The sequence below is a fragment of the Croceibacterium soli genome (genome assembly GCF_009828065.1).
Taxonomy (GTDB): Bacteria; Pseudomonadota; Alphaproteobacteria; order Sphingomonadales; family Sphingomonadaceae; genus Croceibacterium_B; species Croceibacterium_B soli.
Genome location: NZ_WTYK01000004.1, coordinates 115,666 through 134,738, shown reverse-complemented (window position 1 = coordinate 134,738; position 19,073 = coordinate 115,666). Strand labels below are relative to the sequence as shown.

The window sequence follows — 19,073 nt, the reverse complement described above, 5'->3', positions numbered from 1 at the left end:
GGTGAATAGCCCCTGAATTCGCCGCGTCAACGGACACCCTTGTGCCGCGGCGTAGGACCCGCCATCAGGCGCGGCATGTCAGACCCGGATTCCCCCGGCGCGCCGCGCCATCTCGGCCGGCAGAGCGCTCTGCCCGCTTCGCCGGAAGCGGCGCTGCTGGACTACGTGCCGAACCCGCGCGCCGGTGCGCTCTACTGCGTGCGCTTCGCTGCGCCCGAGTTCACCTCGCTCTGTCCGGTAACCGGCCAGCCCGATTTCGCCCACCTGGTGATCGACTACGCTCCGGGCGATACGATCGTCGAGAGCAAGAGCCTCAAGCTGTTCCTCGCCTCGTTCCGCAACCACTGCGGCTTCCACGAGGACGTCACCGTCGGCATCGGCCAGCGGCTGGCGGACGAAATGCAGCCGCGCTGGCTGCGGATCGGCGGGTACTGGTATCCGCGCGGCGGCATTCCGATCGACGTGTTCTGGCAGACCGGCCCCGCGCCGGAAGGGCTTTGGGTGCCGGATCAAGGCGTTGCGTCCTATCGCGGGCGCGGCTGACTTGCTTTCGCGGTTGCCGGTGGACTAGGCGCAACCGCCAACGTCGAAGATGATCCTTCCAATCAGCAGGGGAACGCGATGCGCATTGTGATGATCGGCACCGGGTACGTCGGGCTCGTGTCGGGCGCCTGCTTCGCGGATTTCGGGCACGAGGTGACTTGCGTCGACAAGGACGCGGGCAAAGTCGACGCGCTGCTCGGCGGGACGATCCCGATCTTCGAGCCGGGGCTTGAGGATCTGGTGGCCAGGAACGTCGCGGCGCGGCGGCTGCGCTTCACGCTTGACCTGACGGAAGCGGTGCCGAACGCGGATGCCGTGTTCATCGCCGTCGGCACGCCATCGCGCCGCGGCGACGGGCACGCCGACTTGTCCTATGTCCATGCCGCGGCCAAGGAGATGGCCGAGCACTTGCGCCCCGGCGCCGTGGTGGTGACCAAGTCGACCGTTCCGGTCGGCACCGGCGACGAGGTCGAGCGGATCATCCGCGAGGCGCGGCCGGACCTGGAGTTCTCCGTCGCCTCCAACCCGGAGTTCCTGCGCGAAGGCGCCGCGATCGAGGATTTCAAGCGACCCGACCGAATAGTGATCGGGGTGACCGACGATCACGCGCGCACCGTGCTGCAAGAAGTCTACCGCCCGCTCATCCGCAACGAGAGTCCGCTGCTGGTCATGGCCCGCCGGGCGGCCGAGCTGACCAAGTATGCCGGCAACGCGTTCCTGGCGACCAAGATCAGCTTCATCAACGAGATCGCCGATCTGTGCGAGCGGGTCGGGGCGGACGTGCAGGACGTGGCCAAGGGCATCGGCCTGGACGACCGCATCGGTCCCAAGTTCCTGATGGCGGGGCCGGGCTATGGCGGCTCGTGTTTCCCCAAGGACACGCTGGCCCTGCTCAAGACCAGCCACGACTACGAGGCGCCGCTACGGATCGTCGAGGCCGTGGTGCTGGCCAACGACAACCGCAAGCGGGCGATGGGCCGCAAGGTGGTGCAGGCGATCGGCGGCGACGCGCACGGCAAGACGGTCGGCCTGCTCGGCCTGACGTTCAAGGCCAATACTGACGACATGCGCGATTCGCCGGCGCTGGCCATCGTCCAGGCGCTGCAGGATGCCGGGGCGACGGTGCGTGCCTACGATCCCGAAGGGATGGAGCAGGCGGCCAAGCTGCTCGACGACGTGACTTACTGCGGCGACGCCTACGAGGCGCTGCAGGGTGCTCACGCGGCCGTCATCGTGACCGAGTGGGACACCTTCCGCGCGCTCGACTTCGACCGCATGAAAGGCCTGTTGGCAGAGAGCCTGCTGGTCGACCTGCGCAACCTCTACAACCGCGAGGAAGTGGAGCGCCACGGCTTCCGGTACGTGGCGGTCGGCAGGTGATGCCGACCGCTACGCGGGTCGGTCCGGATTAGGCCTTCGCGTCCAGATCGACCATCAGCTCGCGCTGCCAGTGACGGAGGGGAGCGCAGGCGGCGATGAACGCGGGCGCGTCGCCGGGAGCGGCGAGCGTTATGCAGGCCTCGTCCAGCTTGTCGCCGAGGCCCGCTGCGGTCATCAGATCGGCGCCGCCTTCCGACAAGCCGATGAACTTGCAGTGCACGAAGGCGTCGCTGACGAAGTCGCGCGAGGGGCCGTCGCCGGCCAGCAGCTGAGCCCCTTCGCTCGAGGGAATGACCGCGACCGCATCGAACAGCACCGATGGCCCACCATCGATCTTGTGCTTGGCAGCCAGGGCCGCACCGTCGGACAGCGTCACTCCCCCGATCTTCGGGGCCACGACTTCGAACACTCCGCCCGCCGCCGTAACGGCTTCGGTCAGGGCATCGAACAGATCCGCGTCGGTCCCGTCCGTGACCAAAATGCCGAGCTTGCGGCCTGCAAAACCTTGCGGACCGTTCTCGACGATGCTGAGCGCCGGCGAGGGATCGAGATCGTCGCGCGTCGGCATGGCGGCCTGCGCGGGTTGCGGCAGCGCCGCTCCCAGCCCGTCGGCGACGGTCTGGGCCAGATCCGCGTCGATATTGAGCAGGTGCGAGAGCATGCGGATGCGGATGTCCGGCCGCTCGACTTTGCTCAGTTCGAACACCAGCGCATCGCCGATGTGCTTCTGCTCGATCGGCGTCTGGCTGATAAAGAACTGGCGCGCCTGGCTGTAGTGGTCGGCGAAGCTTTCCGGGCGCAGGCGCTGCTTGGGCTCGGGGTTGGTCTCGGCGAAGCTGCGGAAGCCGCGCAGGGGATCTTCGCGCGGGCCGCCCATCTGCGGGCCCCAGCTGTTGGGCTCGTAGTTCACCCGGCCCTTGGGGTTGCGCATGGCCATGTGGCCGTCCTGCTGGAAGTGCGCCATCGGGCAGCGCGGCGCGTTGATCGGCAGGTGGGTGAAGTTCGGCGAGCCGAGCCGCTTGAGCTGCGTGTCGAGGTAGGAAAAGTTTCGCCCCTGCAGCAGCGGATCGTTGCTGAAGTCGATCCCCGGCGGCACGTTCTGGGTGCAGAACGCGACTTGCTCGGTCTCGGCGAAGAAGTTGTCGACCACCCGGTCGAGCACCAGGCGTCCGATCGTGCGGACGGGGAGGATCTCCTCCGGGATGATCTTGGTCGGATCGAGCACGTCGAAATCGAACTGGTCGGCGAACTCCTGGTTGAACAGCTGCACGCCCAGGTCCCAGGCGGGGAAGTCGCCGCCCTCGATCGCATCCCATAGATCGCGGCGGTGGAAGTCCGGGTCGGCGCCGTTGATCTTGACGGCTTCGTTCCAGACCACCGACTGCAGGCGCAGTTGCGGCTTCCAGTGGAACTTCACGAACGTCGAGTTCCCCTCGGCATCGAGCAGCCGGAAGGTGTGGACGCCGAAGCCTTCCATGAACCGGTAGGAGCGCGGGATCGTCCGGTCCGACATGATCCACATGACCATGTGCATGCTCTCGGGCGTCAGGCTGATGAAGTCCCAGAAGTTGTCGTGCGCGGTCTGCGCCTGGGGGAAGGCCCGGTCCGGCTCCGGCTTGGCGGCGTGGACCATGTCGGGAAACTTGATCGGGTCCTGGATGAAGAACACCGGGATGTTGTTGCCGACGAGGTCCCAGTTGCCTTCGTTGGTGTAGAGCTTGACCGCGAAGCCGCGCACGTCGCGGGCGAGATCGAACGATCCCTTGCTGCCGGCCACGGTCGAGAATCGCACGAAGGCGGGCACGCGCTCCCCGACCCGCTGGAACACGTCGGCGCGGGTCACGTCGGCGAGCGATTCCGTCAGCTCGAAGAAGCCGTGCGCGCCGTAGCCGCGGGCGTGGACGACGCGTTCGGGGATCCGCTCGTGGTCGAAGTGGAAGATCTTCTCGCGGTAGTGGAAGTCCTCCATCAGGATCGGCCCACGGGCGCCCTGCTTCAGCGAGTTCTGGTCGTCGGCGACCGGGATGCCCTGCTGCGTGGTGAGCGTCGCGACGCCGCCGCCGGCGACCTGGTGAGTCTCGCCGCCGGTGCCTTGCGGCTCGCCATAGCTTTCGCTGAGCTGGACGCCCGGCGGCACTTTGGGCGCCTTGCGCGGCGTTTCGCCGCTCTTGATAGGCGGCGGGGTCATGCTCTTGGGTTTGCGGGCCACGGCAGGCCTCCGATCGTGTTCGAGGTCAGGAAAGTGCGAGGATGGGATTGGAGACCAGGAAGCCCGCCATCAGCTCCTGCTTGCGCAAGGCCATGATTGCGCCGAGCGCGTCGAGGTCCATCTTGCTGCGGCGGCACTGCGGGAAGATCTCTTCCTCTTCCTCGGTCACATGGTGATCGACGTATTCGGCGAGGACTTTCACCCGCGCGTCGTAGAACGCCTCGCCCGGCGCGCCGGTTTCGATCTGCGCGATGAGATCCTTGGCGCTGGCGTGCTCGACCTGGGCTTCCTCGATCAGGCTCTTGTCGCCCAGCACTGCGTAGGCGGCCGGATAGAAGAGCTCTTCCTCCAGCCGGGCATGGACTTTCAGGGCGACGCAGATGGCGTTCGCCAGATCGCGCTTGTTGGCGTCGCCTTCGGCCGCCTCGAACTTGTCGAACAGCCGTTCGACTTCCCGGTGGTCGGCTTCGAGGATGGCGATCGCGTCGGCGGCAGGATCGGCGCGCGGCGCGACTTTGCCTTCCTTGCTCGATTTGTTCGGCTTGGCAGCGGCTTTCTTAGCCGAGGAAGAGCCCTTCGGCGGCGCTTTAGCAGATCGGGACATTGGGGATGATCCTCCTGCCGCCTAGAACAGAGCGGCATCCCACAAGTTCCCGAACTTTACCGAGTACTTCGATTTACATCCGCGACTTGGATTTGCCGCGCTTCTGTTAAACGTAAGACTCTGTAGAGACTTTCAATTCCTGTTTGATGCGGCGCCGGCGATTGGTACCGGCCGCGACCGCCCGGGACTGCTTCTCGGCGTGCAACGCCTCTCGTCCCGGAGCGTCGAGAAGCTCTTCGACAATCGCATAAGTGCGGTCGTTATCGACGTCGATCGCCTGGCTGCCGTCTTCGAGCACCACCGGGGCGATCGACAGACCCATTCGGCGCGAGATGAGCGCGATGCCGCCGCTGAGGGAGACGATCCGGAAGCGCAGGAGGAGAAGGTTGACGATGCCGAACGCGGAAACGATCCGCGCGGCGTTCTTCGCGAATTGGCCGCCGCCACGGAAGATCTCCGCCGCCTCGAGCGCGCCTCGCCCGGCCAGGCCGTAGAGATTGCAGTTGGAGTAGCCGCCGTCGCGGAACTCGTAGAAGCGCCGCTGGCCTTGCGGATGGGCAGCAAGCACCGCCTCCCGAGGGCACATGGCGATCGCCGCCGCATGGCTCTGCAGGGCCACTGCGAGCGCGTCGAGCGAGCGGCCGTCGAGCAGCGCGTGATCGGCGGTCGTGATTACCAGCGGCCCGCCGTGATCTCCAGCAGCGGCGATGACGCTGTCGGCCAGATTGTCGGCCGCGGGGACACACTCGATGGGCAGGCCGGGGGGCAGCAACCGCACGACATCGTCAATCGCCGCGAACGCCTCCGGCTCCACCGAAATGGCGATGCTGGCCACGCGCGGATGCGAGCGAAGAGTGCCCAGCACATGGGCGATCAGCGGCTGGCCCTTCAGCGGGATCAGGCACTTGTGCGAGACCCCGAAACGTTCCGCCAGCGGATTGGCCACTCCCCGGCGCTGCGCTGCCAGGACGACGACATGCAAGGACCTGGTCACGCGGCGATGCTTTGGCGGCTGGCGAGCAGGCCTTGCCGTGCCAGGCTGCCGCAGAGGATCGTCTCGATCAGGTCGGCGTGGCTCCAGCCGAGCAGTTCGGCCGATTTGCCGAAGACCTTCTGCGACCAGAGATTGCAGTTGAGGTTCACCTCGAGGAAGTGGATCGCGCCGGTCCGGGGGTCGAGGCGGAACTCGAAGCGGCCGTAATCGAACGGGAAGAACACCTGCGCCATCCGCCGGGTGTAATCGGCGATCAGGCCCGTCTGTTCGCCGTCCGCGAACGGGACGAGACGGTACTGGTCTGCCCGCTCCACCAGATCGCGCTTCTCCTGATAGGTGCGCAGATGGCCGGGGTCAGCCTGTTCGAACAGCATGAGCGGCATGATTGCCGGCTCGCCTTCGCAAGTGATCACCGGAACCTCGACATCGCTGCCGTTGAGGAACGGCTCTACGATCGCGTCGTGGCCTTCTGCGTGGATCTCGTCGACCGCGCGCAGGGTCCCCGCCCAATCCCCGGCTTCGCGCACGCCCCAGCTTGCGGAGGAGGCGTTCGGCTTGATGACCAGGCGCTCGGCGCGCGGGCAGGCATTCGGGTCCGGCGCCGCTCCGCGGCGGTACACGGTCCACGGCGCCGTCGGCACCCCGCGGGCCTGCGCTTCCAGCTTGGTCAGGTGCTTGTCGTCGGAAAGGCCGCGCAGGATCGGGCTGGCGCCCAAGAACGGAATGCCGAGGCGCGTCGCCAGAAGTGGCAGCAGCATCTCCGAATTGAGAAACCCCCCGCGGTTGAGCAGCGGGAAGATGAAATCGCACCCGGGGTCGGCGAACAGCGCTTCGTAACTGTCGGCGAGCATGAGCTTTATCCCGAGACGGGAAAGCACCTCGCGCATCTCACGGTGATAGACGGCGTGGTTGCCGTCCTCGTGGTGCAGGCCGCCTTGCCAGAAGACGTGCTTGGCGATGAACAGGACCCGCAGACGTTCGCGCGCCTCATAAGGAAGGCGGGCGAGGGCAGGGGCCACGAATTGGGCGCTGTGCATGGCCCGGGCAATCGCCCGCTTGTGTTACGCCGTTGTGAAGCCTGTCACGGAAAAGACGCCGTACCCGTCTAGGTCCATGGCATCGGACCGGGAGACGGACCATTCACGGATCGAATTTCATCTCGCAGATGCTCACTTCGGGCGGGGACCGCCGGATCTGGGTCCGTCCGGGCGAGAACACCAACCAGTACGGGGCTTCGCCGTTCGCGCGGTCCACGCTGGGTTATGCCTCGTCCACGGCCAACGACATTTCGCTGGCCGCGTTCCAGCATCTGGAACGGATCGTCGCGGCCTGGCCATCGGGCTTCCTGCTCGACCAGGCCGCTTATCGCGACCGACTGGACCACGCGCGGTCGCGGATGCGGGCGGCCTGGGACCTTCGCGCCGATACGGACATCGTCTTCGCTCCTTCCGGAACCGATCTCGAATATGTGGCGCTGGCGCTCGCCGGCGCGCGTGCCAGGGGTCCGGTCACCGGCATCCTGCTGGGTAAGGACGAAGTCGGCAGCGGCTGCGTCCATTCGGCGGCAGGGCGCTACTTCGCCGGCGAGACCGCGCTTCGCAAGCGCGTTGCCGCCGGCACGCCGATCGAAGGTCTTGCGCAGACCACCCTGCGCGACCTGCCGATCCGCGACGAGCAAGGGATACCCCTGTCCAGCCGGGCCGTGGCGGCAGGCATAGCGCGGATCGCCGGCGAGGAGATCGCAGCAGGCCGCCATCCCCTGGTGCACGTCGTCTACGGATCCAAGACCGGCCTGGTGCTGCCGGATCTGAAGCAGCTCGAGGAACTCGTCTCCGCGTTTGGGCCCCGCGCGACTTTCGTCGTCGACGCCTGCCAGGTGCGCATCGAAGGCGCGCGCCTGCGCCGGCTGATCGCGCTCGGCTGCATCGTCATGCTGACCGGTTCGAAGTTCATCGGCGGACCGCCGTTCTCCGGCTTCGCTCTCGTGCCGGCGGAGCTGGCGCCGGCGCAGCGCCTGCCCGCGGGGCTGGCGACCGTGTTCCGGCGCGCCGAGTGGCCCACGCACTGGCATGGCTGCGAGCACCTGCCGGCCACCGTCAACCCGGGCCTTCTGCTCCGTATCGAGGCCGCACTGTTCGAGCTGGAACGCTTCACAGCGATCGCGCCCAACGCCAGGGAGCGGGTGATCGCGGCTTTCGGCGCTGCCGTGCACGGCTTGGCCGAACGGCTCGGCGCCCGGCTGGTCGCGCCGAGCTTCGGAGGGCCGGAACTGCACCTCTCCACACTGGCCACGCTCGACCTCTCGCCGCTTCCGACCTCGCCCGATCTCGCCCTGGCCCGGCGCTGGCACCGCGTGCTGGCCGCGCGCGGCCTGCGGCTGGGGCAGCCGGTCAAATGCGTCCACCGCGCCGACGGCGAATGGGCAGGCACTTTGCGGATCGGGCTCTCGATGCCGCTGATCGCGGAACTTGCGGGCCTGCCGCCCGGCACGCTCGAGACGCGGCTGCAAGGCGACATGCTGCAGGTCAGCGAAGTGATAGAGGCGGCGCAGAGGCCAGTCGTCGCCTGACCGCCCAGCCGTCCGCATGAAACGTATCCTCCGCAATATCGGCTGGCTGCTCGGCAGCCGGGGCGTCAATGCCGCCTTCAGCCTGGTCTATCTCGCGCTTGCCACGCGCGTGCTCGGGCTCGAAGGCTTCGGGCGCTTCGCCCTGCTGATCGTCCTGGCGCAAGGCATCGCCGGGCTCGCCAGCTTCAACACCTGGCAGGCGGTGGTCCGCTGGGGTGCCGAGGATGGCCGGGCGGCAACCGCCACCGGTTTCGCGCTTGCGCTCGACCTGGCGAGTGTCGCCTTCGGCAGTGTCCTGGCGCTCGCCGCCGCCTGGACCGCGCCGTACTGGCTGCCCCTGCCGGCGGAGCTGCGGCCGCTCATCTTCCTGCTGTGCATGGCTCACCTGCTGGCGATCCGCAGCACCCCGACGGGCGTGCTGCGCCTTCACGACCGCTACGACCTGGCGATGCTGGCGGAAGCCGCGCTTCCGGCGACCCGCGCCGCCGGCGCGGCGATCGCTGCCTTCGCCGGCCTCGGCATTGCCGGTTTCGTCGCCGCCTGGGCAGTCGCGGAACTGGCCTGCGCCGCCGCGCACTGGCTGCTCGCCCGCAAGTTCGCCCCCTTCCGCATGTCCGATATCAGCCTCAAGCGCCTCCCGGCCGAGCGGGAGCGGGTCTGGCGGTTCGTTTTCGCAACCGGTTTCTCGCGCAGCCTGGCGGTCACGGGCAAGCAAGTGCTGATGCTGCTGGTCGGCGCGCTCGGCGGAGCGGCGCTGGCCGGCGGCTACCGCGTGGCGGTGCAGTTCGGCCATGCCCTGGTCCAGCTCGGGGAGGCGTCCGCGCGGGCGCTCTACCCCGAACTGGTAAGGGTGAGCCACGCGGCCCACGGGCTGGCCGGGAGAATGACGCTGCTGGCGTTTGGGGCAGGGCTGATCTCCGTCGCAGCAGCGGTCCTAGCCGGGCGCTGGGCCATCGCGGCGATCGTCGGTCCGGAGTTCGTCTTCGCCTACACCACGCTCGTCCTCCTGGCCCTGGCCGGAGCGGTCGAGCTGCTCGGGTCGAGTTGGGAGGCGCTGCTGGTCTCCAAGGGCAGGGCCGAGCTGGCCTTCGGCCTGCGCGCCGGCCCGTTGGCCCTGGCCATGGGTCTGTTACCGGCGGCGATCGGGGCGTGGGGGCTTCCGGGCGTCGGCGCCTGCGTGGTGCTGGCGAGTTCGGCGACGGTGGCGGGGTTCGGCTACGCCGCGTCGCGCTTGCCGCGGGTCGCGGAGCTGCCCTGCGGCACGACCCGATAGTGGATCATAAAGCCCATGTGATCGGATAGCGCCGATCCGCCCGCTTCCGTGCCGAACGGGATCGCCGCGCCGACCGGCTTCAGCGACCGATCCTCGCCATCGAAGATGAACTGCATGTCGCGGGCGCTGTCGCGGATCGACAGTGCGTCGGGCGAGCGGCCGATCCCCGCCTTGTCCGCGGTCATCGTCGCCCGCAGGCCCTCGGCCGGCGCACGCTCGCCCGATACGGTCGCCAGCGCCTTCGGCAGGGTCGCCATGCGGAACGGCCGCCGGCCTACGTTGAAGTCCCCCGCCAGGACCAGCGGCGTGCCGGCGCGCCATTCACGCTTGAGGAACGCGGCGAGGAACTGCGATTGCGCCGCGAAGGCGTGGGCCGTCGCCGGCCCGGGTGCGAGCGAGGCGCCGCGGCTGTTGAAATGCGTCGTGGCGACCGCAACCGGGCCTTTCCCTGGCACCTCGATCGTGACGAGCACGACCCCCTTGGCCGCCAGGCAATCGAACCCGGCGCAGGCGTCCGTCGGGAAGGCGGCGCTGGCCATGTCCGTGATCGGGAAGTCGGACAGGATCAGCAGCCCGCTGTCGAGCTGCTTCCCCTGGGTCTCCCCCAGGTACCAGCGGCGCTCTATGCCCGGGTGCGCGGAAGCCACGCTGTCGCGCGGCCCGAACACGCGGTAGCGGTAACCGGCGCGTTCGCCGATCGCCTTGGCTTCGCCGATGAAGGCTTCCTGCAGCACGACTACGCTCGGCTGCTGTCCCGCGGCGCGCATATGCGCCAGCCGGTCGCCGATCCGCTGCAATGCCGCTCCGCGCCCCAGCGCCACCGGCCACGGCAGCCCTTTGACGTTGTAGGTCAGGACCGAGAAATCCCCCCGATCCGCCGGCGGGGCCGGGAAGGATGCCGGATCCGGCGGAACCCCGCCTCCGCCGCTCATCGATGCACCGCCGAGGAGCAGCCCGGCTCCCGCCAGCAGAAGCAGCCGGGGCCGACGGCGAAGCGCCTTCACCGCTGCACCCCGCTTGCAGGTATGCGGCTGGCGATGACGCTGCGGCTGTCCCGATCGATCGACCAGAGGAGTGCGGGATCGTGCGGATCGAAGTCGATCGCCTGGCCGAACGACGCGACGGCGTAAGTCTCCTCGTGGCGCAGCACGTCGCCTTCGGGCGGAACCGTCATGGCATAGACCTCCGGTTTGTCGTGTCCGCTGACGTAGAGCCTGCCGTCGGCTCCCCAAGCCGCGCCGGACACGCTGCGGGGGGAGATGCGGTCGAGCACGCTTTGCGGGAACGCGAAGCGCCGCACGGCGCGGAACTGCGCGTTGAGTTCGGCCAGCATCGTGGCGCGGTGATCCCGCCCGGGAACGCCGCCCTTGCCGTCGTAATGCGCGAACACCGCCCACCAGCGGCCGTCGCGGCGAGTGAGCGCCGTCAACGAGCCGGGGTTGTCGGGCAGCGCGACCGACCGGAGATGGGCGAGCGTTTCGGGGTCGAAGAACTCGATCGTCCCGCGGTGCGGCGTCGCCGGGTAATTGGAAGCTGCGCAGACGAGCTCGCGCTCGGCGAGAGTACAGCTGTTGAGATGCGGAAATGCCTCCGGGTCGCCGGCGAACGCAGCGATCCTGGCACCGTCCGGTGCGTATTTGCCGATGTTGCTGTTGTCGATGGCGTAGATCGCCTCGCCGCTCGACGCGACGCCCTGGCGCGCTTCGGGCGCCACGAAACGGCGCTCCGGCACAAGGTAGCGGGGGTTGTCGCCCGGCCCTGCGGCCAGCAGAGGCACCGCGAAGCATGAAAGGACCACGCAGGAGCCTGCCAGGAAACGCGCGAGACTTGCAGCTGACCCCGGCTTGATCATGGCGGCATGATAAGCCCGCTATGCTACCGCGGTATGATATTCCTGCGACGTTCCGATGAAGTCGGCGGCGATACCGTCATACGATTGCAGCGATCGGCCCGGGGGAACCTGTCCCGCCGGCAGCCATTACCTGAGCTTCCAGGCCGGCGCGTCCGAACGGCATTCGGCACCCACGCCGCCACCGGCTGCGGCCAGCTTCAGGAGACGATCGTGACAGACATCGAAGGCAAGGTCGTTGTGATCACCGGCGCTTCCTCCGGCCTCGGCGAAGCGACCGCCCGGCTGCTCGCCTCCCGCGGCGCGAAAGTGTTCCTCGGCGCCCGGCGAGAGGAGAACCTCAAGCGCATCGTCGGGGAGATCGGCGAGAACGCCGGCTATGCCGTGGTCGACGTCACCAGCCAGGCCGGAGTGCAGGCTTTCGTGGAGGCGGCGCGCGAGCGGTTCGGGCGGATCGACGTGCTGGTCAACAACGCGGGGCTGATGGCGATCGCGCCCATGTCGGCCACCCAGGTCGACGAGTGGGACCGGATGATCGACATCAACATCAAGGGGGTGCTTTACGGCATCGCCGCGGCGCTGCCGATCTTCGAGGAGCAGGGCTCCGGCCACTTCATCAACATCTCGTCGGTCGCCGGCGTGAAGGTCTTCAGCCCGGGCGGAACGGTCTACTCCGGCACCAAGTTCGCGGTACGGGCGATCTCCGAAGGGCTGCGGCACGAAGTCGGCGGGGCCATCCGGGTGACGACGATCTCGCCCGGAGCGGTCGACACCGAACTGAAGCAGGGCACTTCGCACGCCGAAGCGGCGCAAGGCGTCAACGCGTTCTACGAAATCGCCATCCCGTCCGACTCGGTGGCCCGCGCGATCGCCTTCGCCATTGCCGAACCGGCCGATGTGGACGTCAACGAGATCGTCCTTCGGCCCACCGTGCAGGATTTCTAGCGGCTCGGGATTGCTTCACTCGACTATCAACTCGCCCGATCCGCCGATCTCCACCGGCATATCGCTGAACTTCGGCAACCCGTCCCGCACCGGCATCACCCGCGCGGCGTAGTTCAGGTGCGAGCGTGGCGTGAACGTCACGCTCGGGAGGATCCCGGCGCGGATGTCGGTCAGCCCGAGGTGCGGGTGACGCAGCAGCAGGTGCCCGCCGCAGCGCGAGCAGAACACGCGCTCGCTCGTCCCGGCTTTGTCGTAGCTGCCGACGTGCCCGGTGACCTCCACTCGATCTTCCGGCCAGATCGTGAAGGCCACGAAGGGCGCTCCCGAATAGGCCCGGCAGGAACCGCAGTGGCAGTAACCCATGTCGATCGGCTCTCCCGAGGCGCTCACTTCGACAGCGCCGCAGAAGCACGTGCCGCGATGTTGATCCGCCATCGGGCGAGCTCCTCAGGCCGCCTGAAGGGAGCGGGATGCCGAGGGGCGGAGCGCGATCCGCTCGAGCTCCTCAACGACCGGGGAATGCTCCGCATCGGCCGCCACCCTGTCGCCCAGTGCCCTTGCCGCAGCTCCGAAGCCGGGTTCGGAGAGCACCTGCTGGATCGCGGCCGCGAACTCTTCCGCCGAGCTCTGCGCGCCGAGCACGAGGCCGGCCCCGCGCGCGGCGACCCGGGCGGCATTGTCGTTCTGGTCGCGCCCATGGGGCACGACGATCAGCGGCTTGCGGTGCATCAGCGCGCGGGTGACGGTGCCATGCCCGCCATGGGTTATGACGAGCGAGGCCTGCGGCATCACCATGTTGTGGGGCGCAGCCTCGACCAAGCGGCTATTGGCTGCCGCGCGAAGTTGGCTCGGGGCGATCGTCGCGCCGAGCGTCACTAGCAGGCGGACCGGCAGGTCGGCCGCGGCGTCGGCGATCCGCTGCAGCACCGCGGCATGATCCTGGAAGCTCGTGCTGAAGGAGACCAGCACCAGCGGCCGCCGGTCGTCCTCGCCCCATGGCGATTGCCAGTCCGGGGCCCATGCGGGATCGTCGAGCTGTGGGCCGACATAGCGGATGTGCGGCGGGATTGCCTCGGGGGCGAAGTCGAAGGCCTGGCTCGTGCCCAGCAGCATACGCTCGGCGGAGGCGAACTGTTCTTCGATGTTCGCCAGCGGCCGCAGACCGAACTCGGCTCTTGCCGCGTTGACCGGGGGCAGGGCGCGCTCGAACAACTGGCGGTTCGCCCGGGTGATCTCCTCGTGCAGCGCCTCCTCCTCCGGGGACTTCGCGGGCAGCAGCCCGGGCCCGAGCGGCGGCACTCCGGGGGTCGGGAACAGGTTGATGTTGGCGGTGAGCAGGGCATGCTTTTGACCGATCGCCTCGCAGCCGATCATCACGCCGAACAGCATCTCGCTCGAGACCACCAGATCCACAGGGTTCCGCTGCAGTTCCTCGATGATGTCCTGGGCATAGGCCAGCGCCGGCCCGGCCATGATCCGGTCGATCACGCGCCCGATCTGCTCCGGCGGGGTTTCGGCTTCCCAGTCGCGGAACACGTCGCTGTCCTTGCTGCGATCGGGCCTGCTCGGGGCCCGGGACCACGGCACGAACTCGGCGCCGGCCGCCAGGGCCTCGGGTTCATTGCACCGGTCACTCATCACACGGATCCTGTGGCCGTGCTGTCGCAGCTTGCGTGCGACGGTCATGGCCGGTCCGACCGAACCGCCGCCTTCCCAGGTGGTGAGGAGAAAACTGAGCACACGTTCACAGGTCATCACGCGTCTCCCGACTCCGTGTCGTTGAACAATTGCTTATGTGGGATGCCCACCGCGGCGGCGCACATGCGCTGCACCAGCGCGCGATACTCGGCGATCGGCCGCTGCATGTCCTTGCGGATCAGCTTCCACACGTAGATGTCTCCCGCGACCACCAGCGCATCCACTGCCTTCCGCCGCTCGCCTTCGGAAAGCGGGTCGAGCCACGGCTTGAACGCGATGCTCATCCATTCGCGGTGCATCTTGCGGCCGATGTCGGTCATTGCCTTTACCGGGGCATAGCGCTCCTCCTGGGCGAGCGATCGCAACACCAGTTCGCCGACCGCCTCGTAATCCGTCGCCAGCGCGGACACCGCACCCGCTGCATCGCCGGCGGGCACTTCGCGCCGCTGGCGGATCTGCCAGCCCAGGCGGTCGTGCACCGCTTCCAGTAGCCCTTCCTTGCCGCCGAAGCGCCGGATGACGGTTTGCACCGTGACGCCGGCTTCGGACGCGACGTCCTCCAGCTTGATCTCGTCGAACCAGCTTTCGCTCAGCCGCGCGGCGAACACGTCGAGGATACGCTCCCCGGTTGCTTCCGCGGCGCGAGCCCGAGCCGATTGCCGATAAGGCCGCTTCTTGGTGACATCATCTTTCATGCGACTCGGCTTAACACGAAAGTCGCGTAAAGGAAATCCGCGTTAGTCGAAGTGACATCAAAAGCGGACAAGCCGCTGCCGCAGCCTCCGTGCGGTTGTGCAATATTGGAGAGGTAGCAGCGGCGGCTAGGAGGAGGCGCCGGCCTACAGACCGGGGTCGGCGTTCGGTACCGGAGTGGTGAAGCGGCAGCGCAAGCCGTCTGCGGCGTACTCGATCTCCGCTTTGCCGCCGAGTTCGGCCTCCAGCATGCGGCCCAGCAGGATCGATCCGAACCCCGTGCGCGAAGGCGGTGAAACGGCTGGTCCGCCGATCTCGCGCCACTCGAACACGAACTGATCCCCTTGGTCCGAGCGGCCCCAGTTGAGCTGCACCACGCCCTCGGGCGAGGAGAGCGAACCGTACTTCACCGAATTCGTGCACAGCTCGTGCACCGCCAGCACGATCGGCGTGGCGTAGCTGCCCGGGACCGGAGTGTTCCTGCCGTCGATGCTGAACCGTTCGAGCGCGCTGCCGGAACCCTTGATCGCCCCTTCCACGACGTCGCGCAGGCCGACCTCGCGCAAGTCCGAAGCGAGCAGCAGGTCATGCGCCTTGGCCAGAGCCGCGAGGCGGCCGAGAAACGCAGTCAGAGCGGCTTCGGGCGAGGGGTTCCAGCGGAACGTCTGCCGGGCGACCGACTGCACCACCATCAGCAGGTTCTTCACCCGGTGATTGAGTTCATCGACGAGCAGAGCCTCACGGTCCTGCCGGCGGCGGCGCTCGAACACCCGGCCGACCTGTTCGCCCAGGGTGCGGACCGTCAGCAGGAGTTCGGGATTGGGTTTCTCGGGAGACCTGGAGAAGAACTCCAGGATGGCGATGACCCGCCCCTCGCAGGTCAGCGGGAAGCCGAACCCGGCGCGGAAGCCTGCCGTCTTGCGGAAGAAGTTGAGCTCGTGGTCGGTATCGGTCAGCCACAGCGGCTCGCCGGTGCGCAGGATCGTGCCAGGCAGCCCCACGCCGATGTCCCAGGCGACCGCCTCGGTCGCTTCGCGCATCGCCTCGGCCGCCCCCGGTTCGGCCTCGTGCCAGATGTCGGTCGATATCAGCCTGCCGGGATCCTGTCCGAGCACGGTAAACGCGTGCCCGACCGGCCAGCCCGACAGGCGGCAGATCGCCGCCAAGCCTTCCGCGAGCGCCTCCTCGAACGATTCCGCCTGCGTCGCCATCGTCGCCAGGTCGAACATCAGCCGGGATTCGATCGACTGCCGGCGCAGCACCTCCTCGGCCAGCTTGCGCTGGGTGATGTCGCGCAGGAACCCGACGAACACGGGCCCGCCGGAAGTGTTTACCGAGGTGATCGACAGCTCGACCGGGAACTCCGATCCGTCGGCCCGCAACGCGGATATTTCGATCCGCCGGTTGAGCACGCGCGGCGGCGCGCCGGCGATCAGGCGCTTGATGCCCTGGTCGTGCGCTTCCCGGTGCTGCGGCGGGATGATGAGATCGGAAAGGGCGCGGCCCAGGGCCTCCCGCGCAGGCCAGCCGAAGATCTCCTCGGCAACCGTGTTCCAGCCGATGACCCGCCCCTCGATCGTGACCACGACCACGGCGTCGAGCACGGTTTCCAGGATCGGCGACAGCTCGGGCGGGAGGAGCACATGATCTGCCGGATCCATAGCCAACGGTAACCTCAACTGCGTTCCTTCGTCCAGCGGAGAGGACGAAGTGCGCCGATCGTCTGCTCTGCCTCTACTTCTTGCGCTTCTTCCGTGCGGCATAGCGCGCGTCGCGCGCAGCCTTGAGCTCCGCTTCGGTGCGAACCGGTGCCGCGGCCTTGAGCCGCTCCTGCTCCGCCGCGAGCTCCTGCTCCTTCTTCGCCTGCAGCGCTTGCTCGCGCTCCAGGCGCTGGGCCTCTTGCTTGGCCTCGCGCTTGGCGGCTGCCTTCGCCTCGCGCTCCGCGGCGCGGGCGGCTCGCTCGGCCAGCTGGGCCTCGTCCAGCTTGGGTGCCGACTTGAGCTTTTCCAGTGCGGTGGTCTTGGCCCGGGCCGAAGCGGCCGCCCTGTCCTGGAAACTCGGCTCCTTGAAACCCTTCATCTATCCTTGCTCCTTAAGTCGTTGAACGATCCTGGGCCCAACTCGGTCCGCGGCGATCGCTAGCTTGAAATTCATGTCCACGAACTTGGTGTGGGGCCTCTCCGGCTGCACGGGTTGCAGGCGCGATAGCTCGCACACCGGCGAGTGGGTGGCCCCATGTATCGCGAATGCGGCGGCGTCCAGCCCGGCTGTCGCGTCGATTGCCGATGGGGCGGCGGCGATACCGCCGATCCGTTGGCGAACGGCGCCCGTCAGGCGACCGCGAGAACGAGCTGATCGTCGGCCTGCGGAACCGTGTCCTGGAACCCGGCTATGGGCTCGAACTGCTTCCGCGTCACCGTGACGTCGCTCAGACCCGCCAGCTTGAAGTAACCGAGCCGCGGGCTTTCGTCGGAGCGCCAGGTCTTGTCGAGGTTGAGAGCGCCGGCGTACATCTCGCCGTGCCGCAGGATCAGCGTGTGCGGGGCCAGCGTCATCTCCCGCCCGTTGTAAGTCGCCGTAACCAGCAGCTTGCCCGCGACCGCTTCCATCATAGCCAGCCTGACCGCGTCGCTGGGTAGCGGAGCGCGTTCGCTTCCATCTTTGTGTTGCATCGCAGCAATGTGGGCGATGCCGGTGCAAATTGGAAGGTCTGATCGGACCGATAGGCTCCGAAGCACGACGATTTCCTGGAGGGTAGGGGAGGGGCGCTCGCTCGCGATCTGCGCCTGAACCGTCGTCAACTCGCCGTACCGCTTTCCTTGTTCCGCTGCGCGCGCAGCAGCCGGAAACGCACGGTGGCGTCGCGGACAAGGGCGCCTGGCAGCTCCGTCGCGGCGCGCAGGCCGGCCACGCTCGAAGCGTTCCGCGCCGTCCGGCGGGCCCGCGCCAGGACTTCCTCGACCAGCGCGGTATGATGAATTTCGCCCTCCTCCTTCACCAGGCTGAGATGGTGGATCGCATAAAGGCCGATCAGTCCGGACAGCAGGAAATAGAAGTCCCAGTGGCTCAGAGTCAGCGGCAGCGCCAGGTTCGCGCTCGGGCTGGTCCAGCGCACGATCAACTCGATCTTCCGCGCCGCAAAGAAATCCGCCAGCAGCCCGCCGACGATCGGCGCCAGGCCCGCAGCCGCCGACGTCGCCAGCGCGTTCGTGGCGAGGTAGGCGGTGGCCGAGCCTTTCGGCGAAAGCTTGAGCGCGATGTTGGTGGAAGCGAGCGTGACCCCGGCAACCGAGGCGCCCATCAGCACGTGCAGCACGGTCAGCCAGGTCACCACGAAAGTCTCGTTGCTCGACTGCGAAGCGCCGATCATCGCGACGATGCCGAAGATGTAGGCCGGCGCCGCGACCCTGAGCACGGACTTGTTGGAGAACCTGTCGCTCAGCTGGCCCCAGGTCCTGAGCGCCACGAGGTTGGCAAGCTGGCTGACCGCGCCGAGCACCATCACCAGGCTAACGTCGAAGCCCAGCCGCCTGACGATGAACACGGTGAAGAACGGCGTCGCGAAGTTCACCGCGAACTGCCAGGTCATCACGAAGATCATCAGCCGCTTGAAGTTGTTGTCCGACATCGGCGCACGCAGCAGGCTGGTCAGGCTCAGCCGCTCGCTCGGCGCGGGCATGACCGGCTCCGGCATCCGCGCGACGATGTGTGCGCTCAGCAGACCGGTTACGCAGCCGACCACGAACATCGCGGCGAAGGCCATGCTGCGCTCGGTCGATCCTTCCGGGGTTCCTTCCATGATCAGGGCGGCGGCGATCCCGGTGAACAGGCTCACGGCGGCGCTCCACGCGGTCCTGCGCGCGAACACCCGGCCGAGCCGCTCTTCCGGTGCCAGATCCCGCAGCCAGCCGTTCCAGGCACAGCCGCCGACCGCGCCCAGGCCGCACAGGAAGTACTGTGCCAGTAGGAAGACCAGCAGCGGGCCGAACCCGGTGTAGAATGCCGTGGCTGCCATCGGCAGGAGCATGAGCCGGCTGATCACGCTGGTGACCACGCAGAGGCGCTTGCGCTGGCGCAGGCGCTCCACCACCAGGATGGCGGGCACCTGGATCAGCTGCGTCAGGAACGGGGCGCTCGCCAGCAGGCCGACCCACAGGTTGGAAGCGCCGAGATGAAGCGCGAAGGCGGTCAGGATCACGCCGCTGGTTAGCGCGACACCACCGCTGGAATACGCGGCTTCCCGGACGAGGAGCTTGATCCCGCGTTCCCGCTCTTCGTCGGTTATGGTCGCTTGCGGCGCGAGGCTTATCATTCCG

The 19,073-nt window shown here is 67.8% G+C and carries 18 protein-coding genes; 5 read left to right on the top strand and 13 right to left on the bottom strand.

The genetic code is table 11. From position 1 onward, the window contains the following. Positions 1-75 precede the first annotated feature (75 nt). Together queF and GRI75_RS08330 are read left to right on the top strand one after the other, a co-directional pair. A complete protein-coding gene (gene queF / locus GRI75_RS08335; RefSeq protein ID WP_160746505.1) occupies positions 76-543 on the top strand; it encodes a preQ(1) synthase in 468 nt (155 codons plus the stop codon). Between the two features lie 78 nt (positions 544-621). After that, positions 622-1,923 (top strand): UDP-glucose dehydrogenase family protein, encoded by a 1,302-nt coding sequence (locus GRI75_RS08330; RefSeq protein ID WP_160746504.1) that lies wholly within the window; start codon positions 622-624, stop codon positions 1,921-1,923. A 28-nt stretch (positions 1,924-1,951) separates the two neighbouring features. Here GRI75_RS08330 and katE read toward each other — a convergent pair whose 3' ends face one another. From katE to GRI75_RS08310, 4 genes are all read right to left on the bottom strand, one after another. Next, positions 1,952-4,111 (bottom strand): catalase, encoded by a 2,160-nt coding sequence (katE, locus tag GRI75_RS08325; RefSeq protein WP_160746734.1) that lies wholly within the window; start codon positions 4,109-4,111, stop codon positions 1,952-1,954. 46 nt (positions 4,112-4,157) lie between these two features. Further along, on the bottom strand, positions 4,158-4,736 hold the full coding sequence (locus tag GRI75_RS08320) for a hemerythrin domain-containing protein (protein ID WP_160746503.1): 579 nt from the start codon (positions 4,734-4,736) through the stop codon (positions 4,158-4,160). Positions 4,737-4,842: 106 nt separating this feature from the next. Then, complete coding sequence (locus GRI75_RS08315) at positions 4,843-5,730, bottom strand: NTP transferase domain-containing protein (RefSeq protein WP_160746502.1); 888 nt, start codon at positions 5,728-5,730, stop codon at positions 4,843-4,845. Then, complete coding sequence (locus tag GRI75_RS08310; RefSeq protein ID WP_160746501.1) at positions 5,727-6,767, bottom strand: D-alanine--D-alanine ligase family protein; 1,041 nt, start codon at positions 6,765-6,767, stop codon at positions 5,727-5,729. Before GRI75_RS08310 ends, GRI75_RS08315 begins: the two co-directional genes overlap by 4 nt. A 128-nt stretch (positions 6,768-6,895) precedes the next feature. On the opposite strand from GRI75_RS08310, the gene GRI75_RS08305 reads away from it, so the two are divergent. Together GRI75_RS08305 and GRI75_RS08300 are read left to right on the top strand one after the other, a co-directional pair. Continuing rightward, the gene (locus GRI75_RS08305) at positions 6,896-8,299 is read left to right on the top strand and encodes a hypothetical protein (protein WP_160746500.1); all 1,404 of its coding nucleotides are present in this window, start codon (positions 6,896-6,898) and stop codon (positions 8,297-8,299) included. Positions 8,300-8,315: 16 nt separating this feature from the next. Continuing rightward, positions 8,316-9,572 (top strand): lipopolysaccharide biosynthesis protein, encoded by a 1,257-nt coding sequence (locus tag GRI75_RS08300; RefSeq protein WP_160746499.1) that lies wholly within the window; start codon positions 8,316-8,318, stop codon positions 9,570-9,572. Here the strand turns inward: GRI75_RS08300 and GRI75_RS08295 are convergent. Next, positions 9,515-10,576, bottom strand: coding sequence for an endonuclease/exonuclease/phosphatase family protein (locus GRI75_RS08295; RefSeq protein WP_160746498.1), 1,062 nt, complete (start codon positions 10,574-10,576; stop codon positions 9,515-9,517). The two genes, GRI75_RS08300 and GRI75_RS08295, sit on opposite strands and share 58 nt — an antisense overlap. After that, complete coding sequence (locus tag GRI75_RS08290) at positions 10,573-11,349, bottom strand: hypothetical protein (RefSeq protein WP_328597951.1); 777 nt, start codon at positions 11,347-11,349, stop codon at positions 10,573-10,575. The genes GRI75_RS08295 and GRI75_RS08290 overlap by 4 nt, the downstream gene beginning before the upstream one ends. A gap of 282 nt (positions 11,350-11,631) precedes the next feature. Here GRI75_RS08290 and GRI75_RS08285 point away from each other — a divergent pair, with 282 nt between their 5' ends. After that, on the top strand, positions 11,632-12,366 hold the full coding sequence (locus GRI75_RS08285) for an SDR family oxidoreductase (protein WP_407925140.1): 735 nt from the start codon (positions 11,632-11,634) through the stop codon (positions 12,364-12,366). 15 nt (positions 12,367-12,381) lie between these two features. Here the strand turns inward: GRI75_RS08285 and GRI75_RS08280 are convergent, their stop codons facing one another. The 7 genes from GRI75_RS08280 to GRI75_RS08250 form a co-directional block, all read right to left on the bottom strand. Further along, entirely contained in the window at positions 12,382-12,801 is a 420-nt protein-coding gene (locus GRI75_RS08280; RefSeq protein WP_160746495.1) for a GFA family protein, read from the bottom strand. A 12-nt stretch (positions 12,802-12,813) separates the two neighbouring features. Continuing rightward, on the bottom strand, positions 12,814-14,121 hold the full coding sequence (locus GRI75_RS08275; RefSeq protein WP_160746494.1) for a nucleotide disphospho-sugar-binding domain-containing protein: 1,308 nt from the start codon (positions 14,119-14,121) through the stop codon (positions 12,814-12,816). Beyond that, the gene (locus GRI75_RS08270) at positions 14,121-14,759 is read right to left on the bottom strand and encodes a TetR/AcrR family transcriptional regulator (protein ID WP_160746493.1); all 639 of its coding nucleotides are present in this window, start codon (positions 14,757-14,759) and stop codon (positions 14,121-14,123) included. Before GRI75_RS08270 ends, GRI75_RS08275 begins: the two co-directional genes overlap by 1 nt. 144 nt (positions 14,760-14,903) lie before the next feature. Beyond that, positions 14,904-16,418, bottom strand: coding sequence for a sensor histidine kinase (locus GRI75_RS08265; RefSeq protein ID WP_160746492.1), 1,515 nt, complete (start codon positions 16,416-16,418; stop codon positions 14,904-14,906). 73 nt (positions 16,419-16,491) lie between these two features. Continuing rightward, positions 16,492-16,836, bottom strand: coding sequence for a DUF6481 family protein (locus GRI75_RS08260; RefSeq protein ID WP_160746491.1), 345 nt, complete (start codon positions 16,834-16,836; stop codon positions 16,492-16,494). Positions 16,837-17,087: 251 nt separating this feature from the next. Then, positions 17,088-17,429: a WYL domain-containing protein gene (locus GRI75_RS08255; RefSeq protein ID WP_235911420.1), complete on the bottom strand. Its 342-nt coding sequence runs from the start codon at positions 17,427-17,429 to the stop codon at positions 17,088-17,090. A 125-nt stretch (positions 17,430-17,554) separates the two neighbouring features. Beyond that, on the bottom strand, positions 17,555-19,069 hold the full coding sequence (locus GRI75_RS08250; RefSeq protein ID WP_160746490.1) for an MFS transporter: 1,515 nt from the start codon (positions 19,067-19,069) through the stop codon (positions 17,555-17,557). Positions 19,070-19,073: the final 4 nt, after the last annotated feature.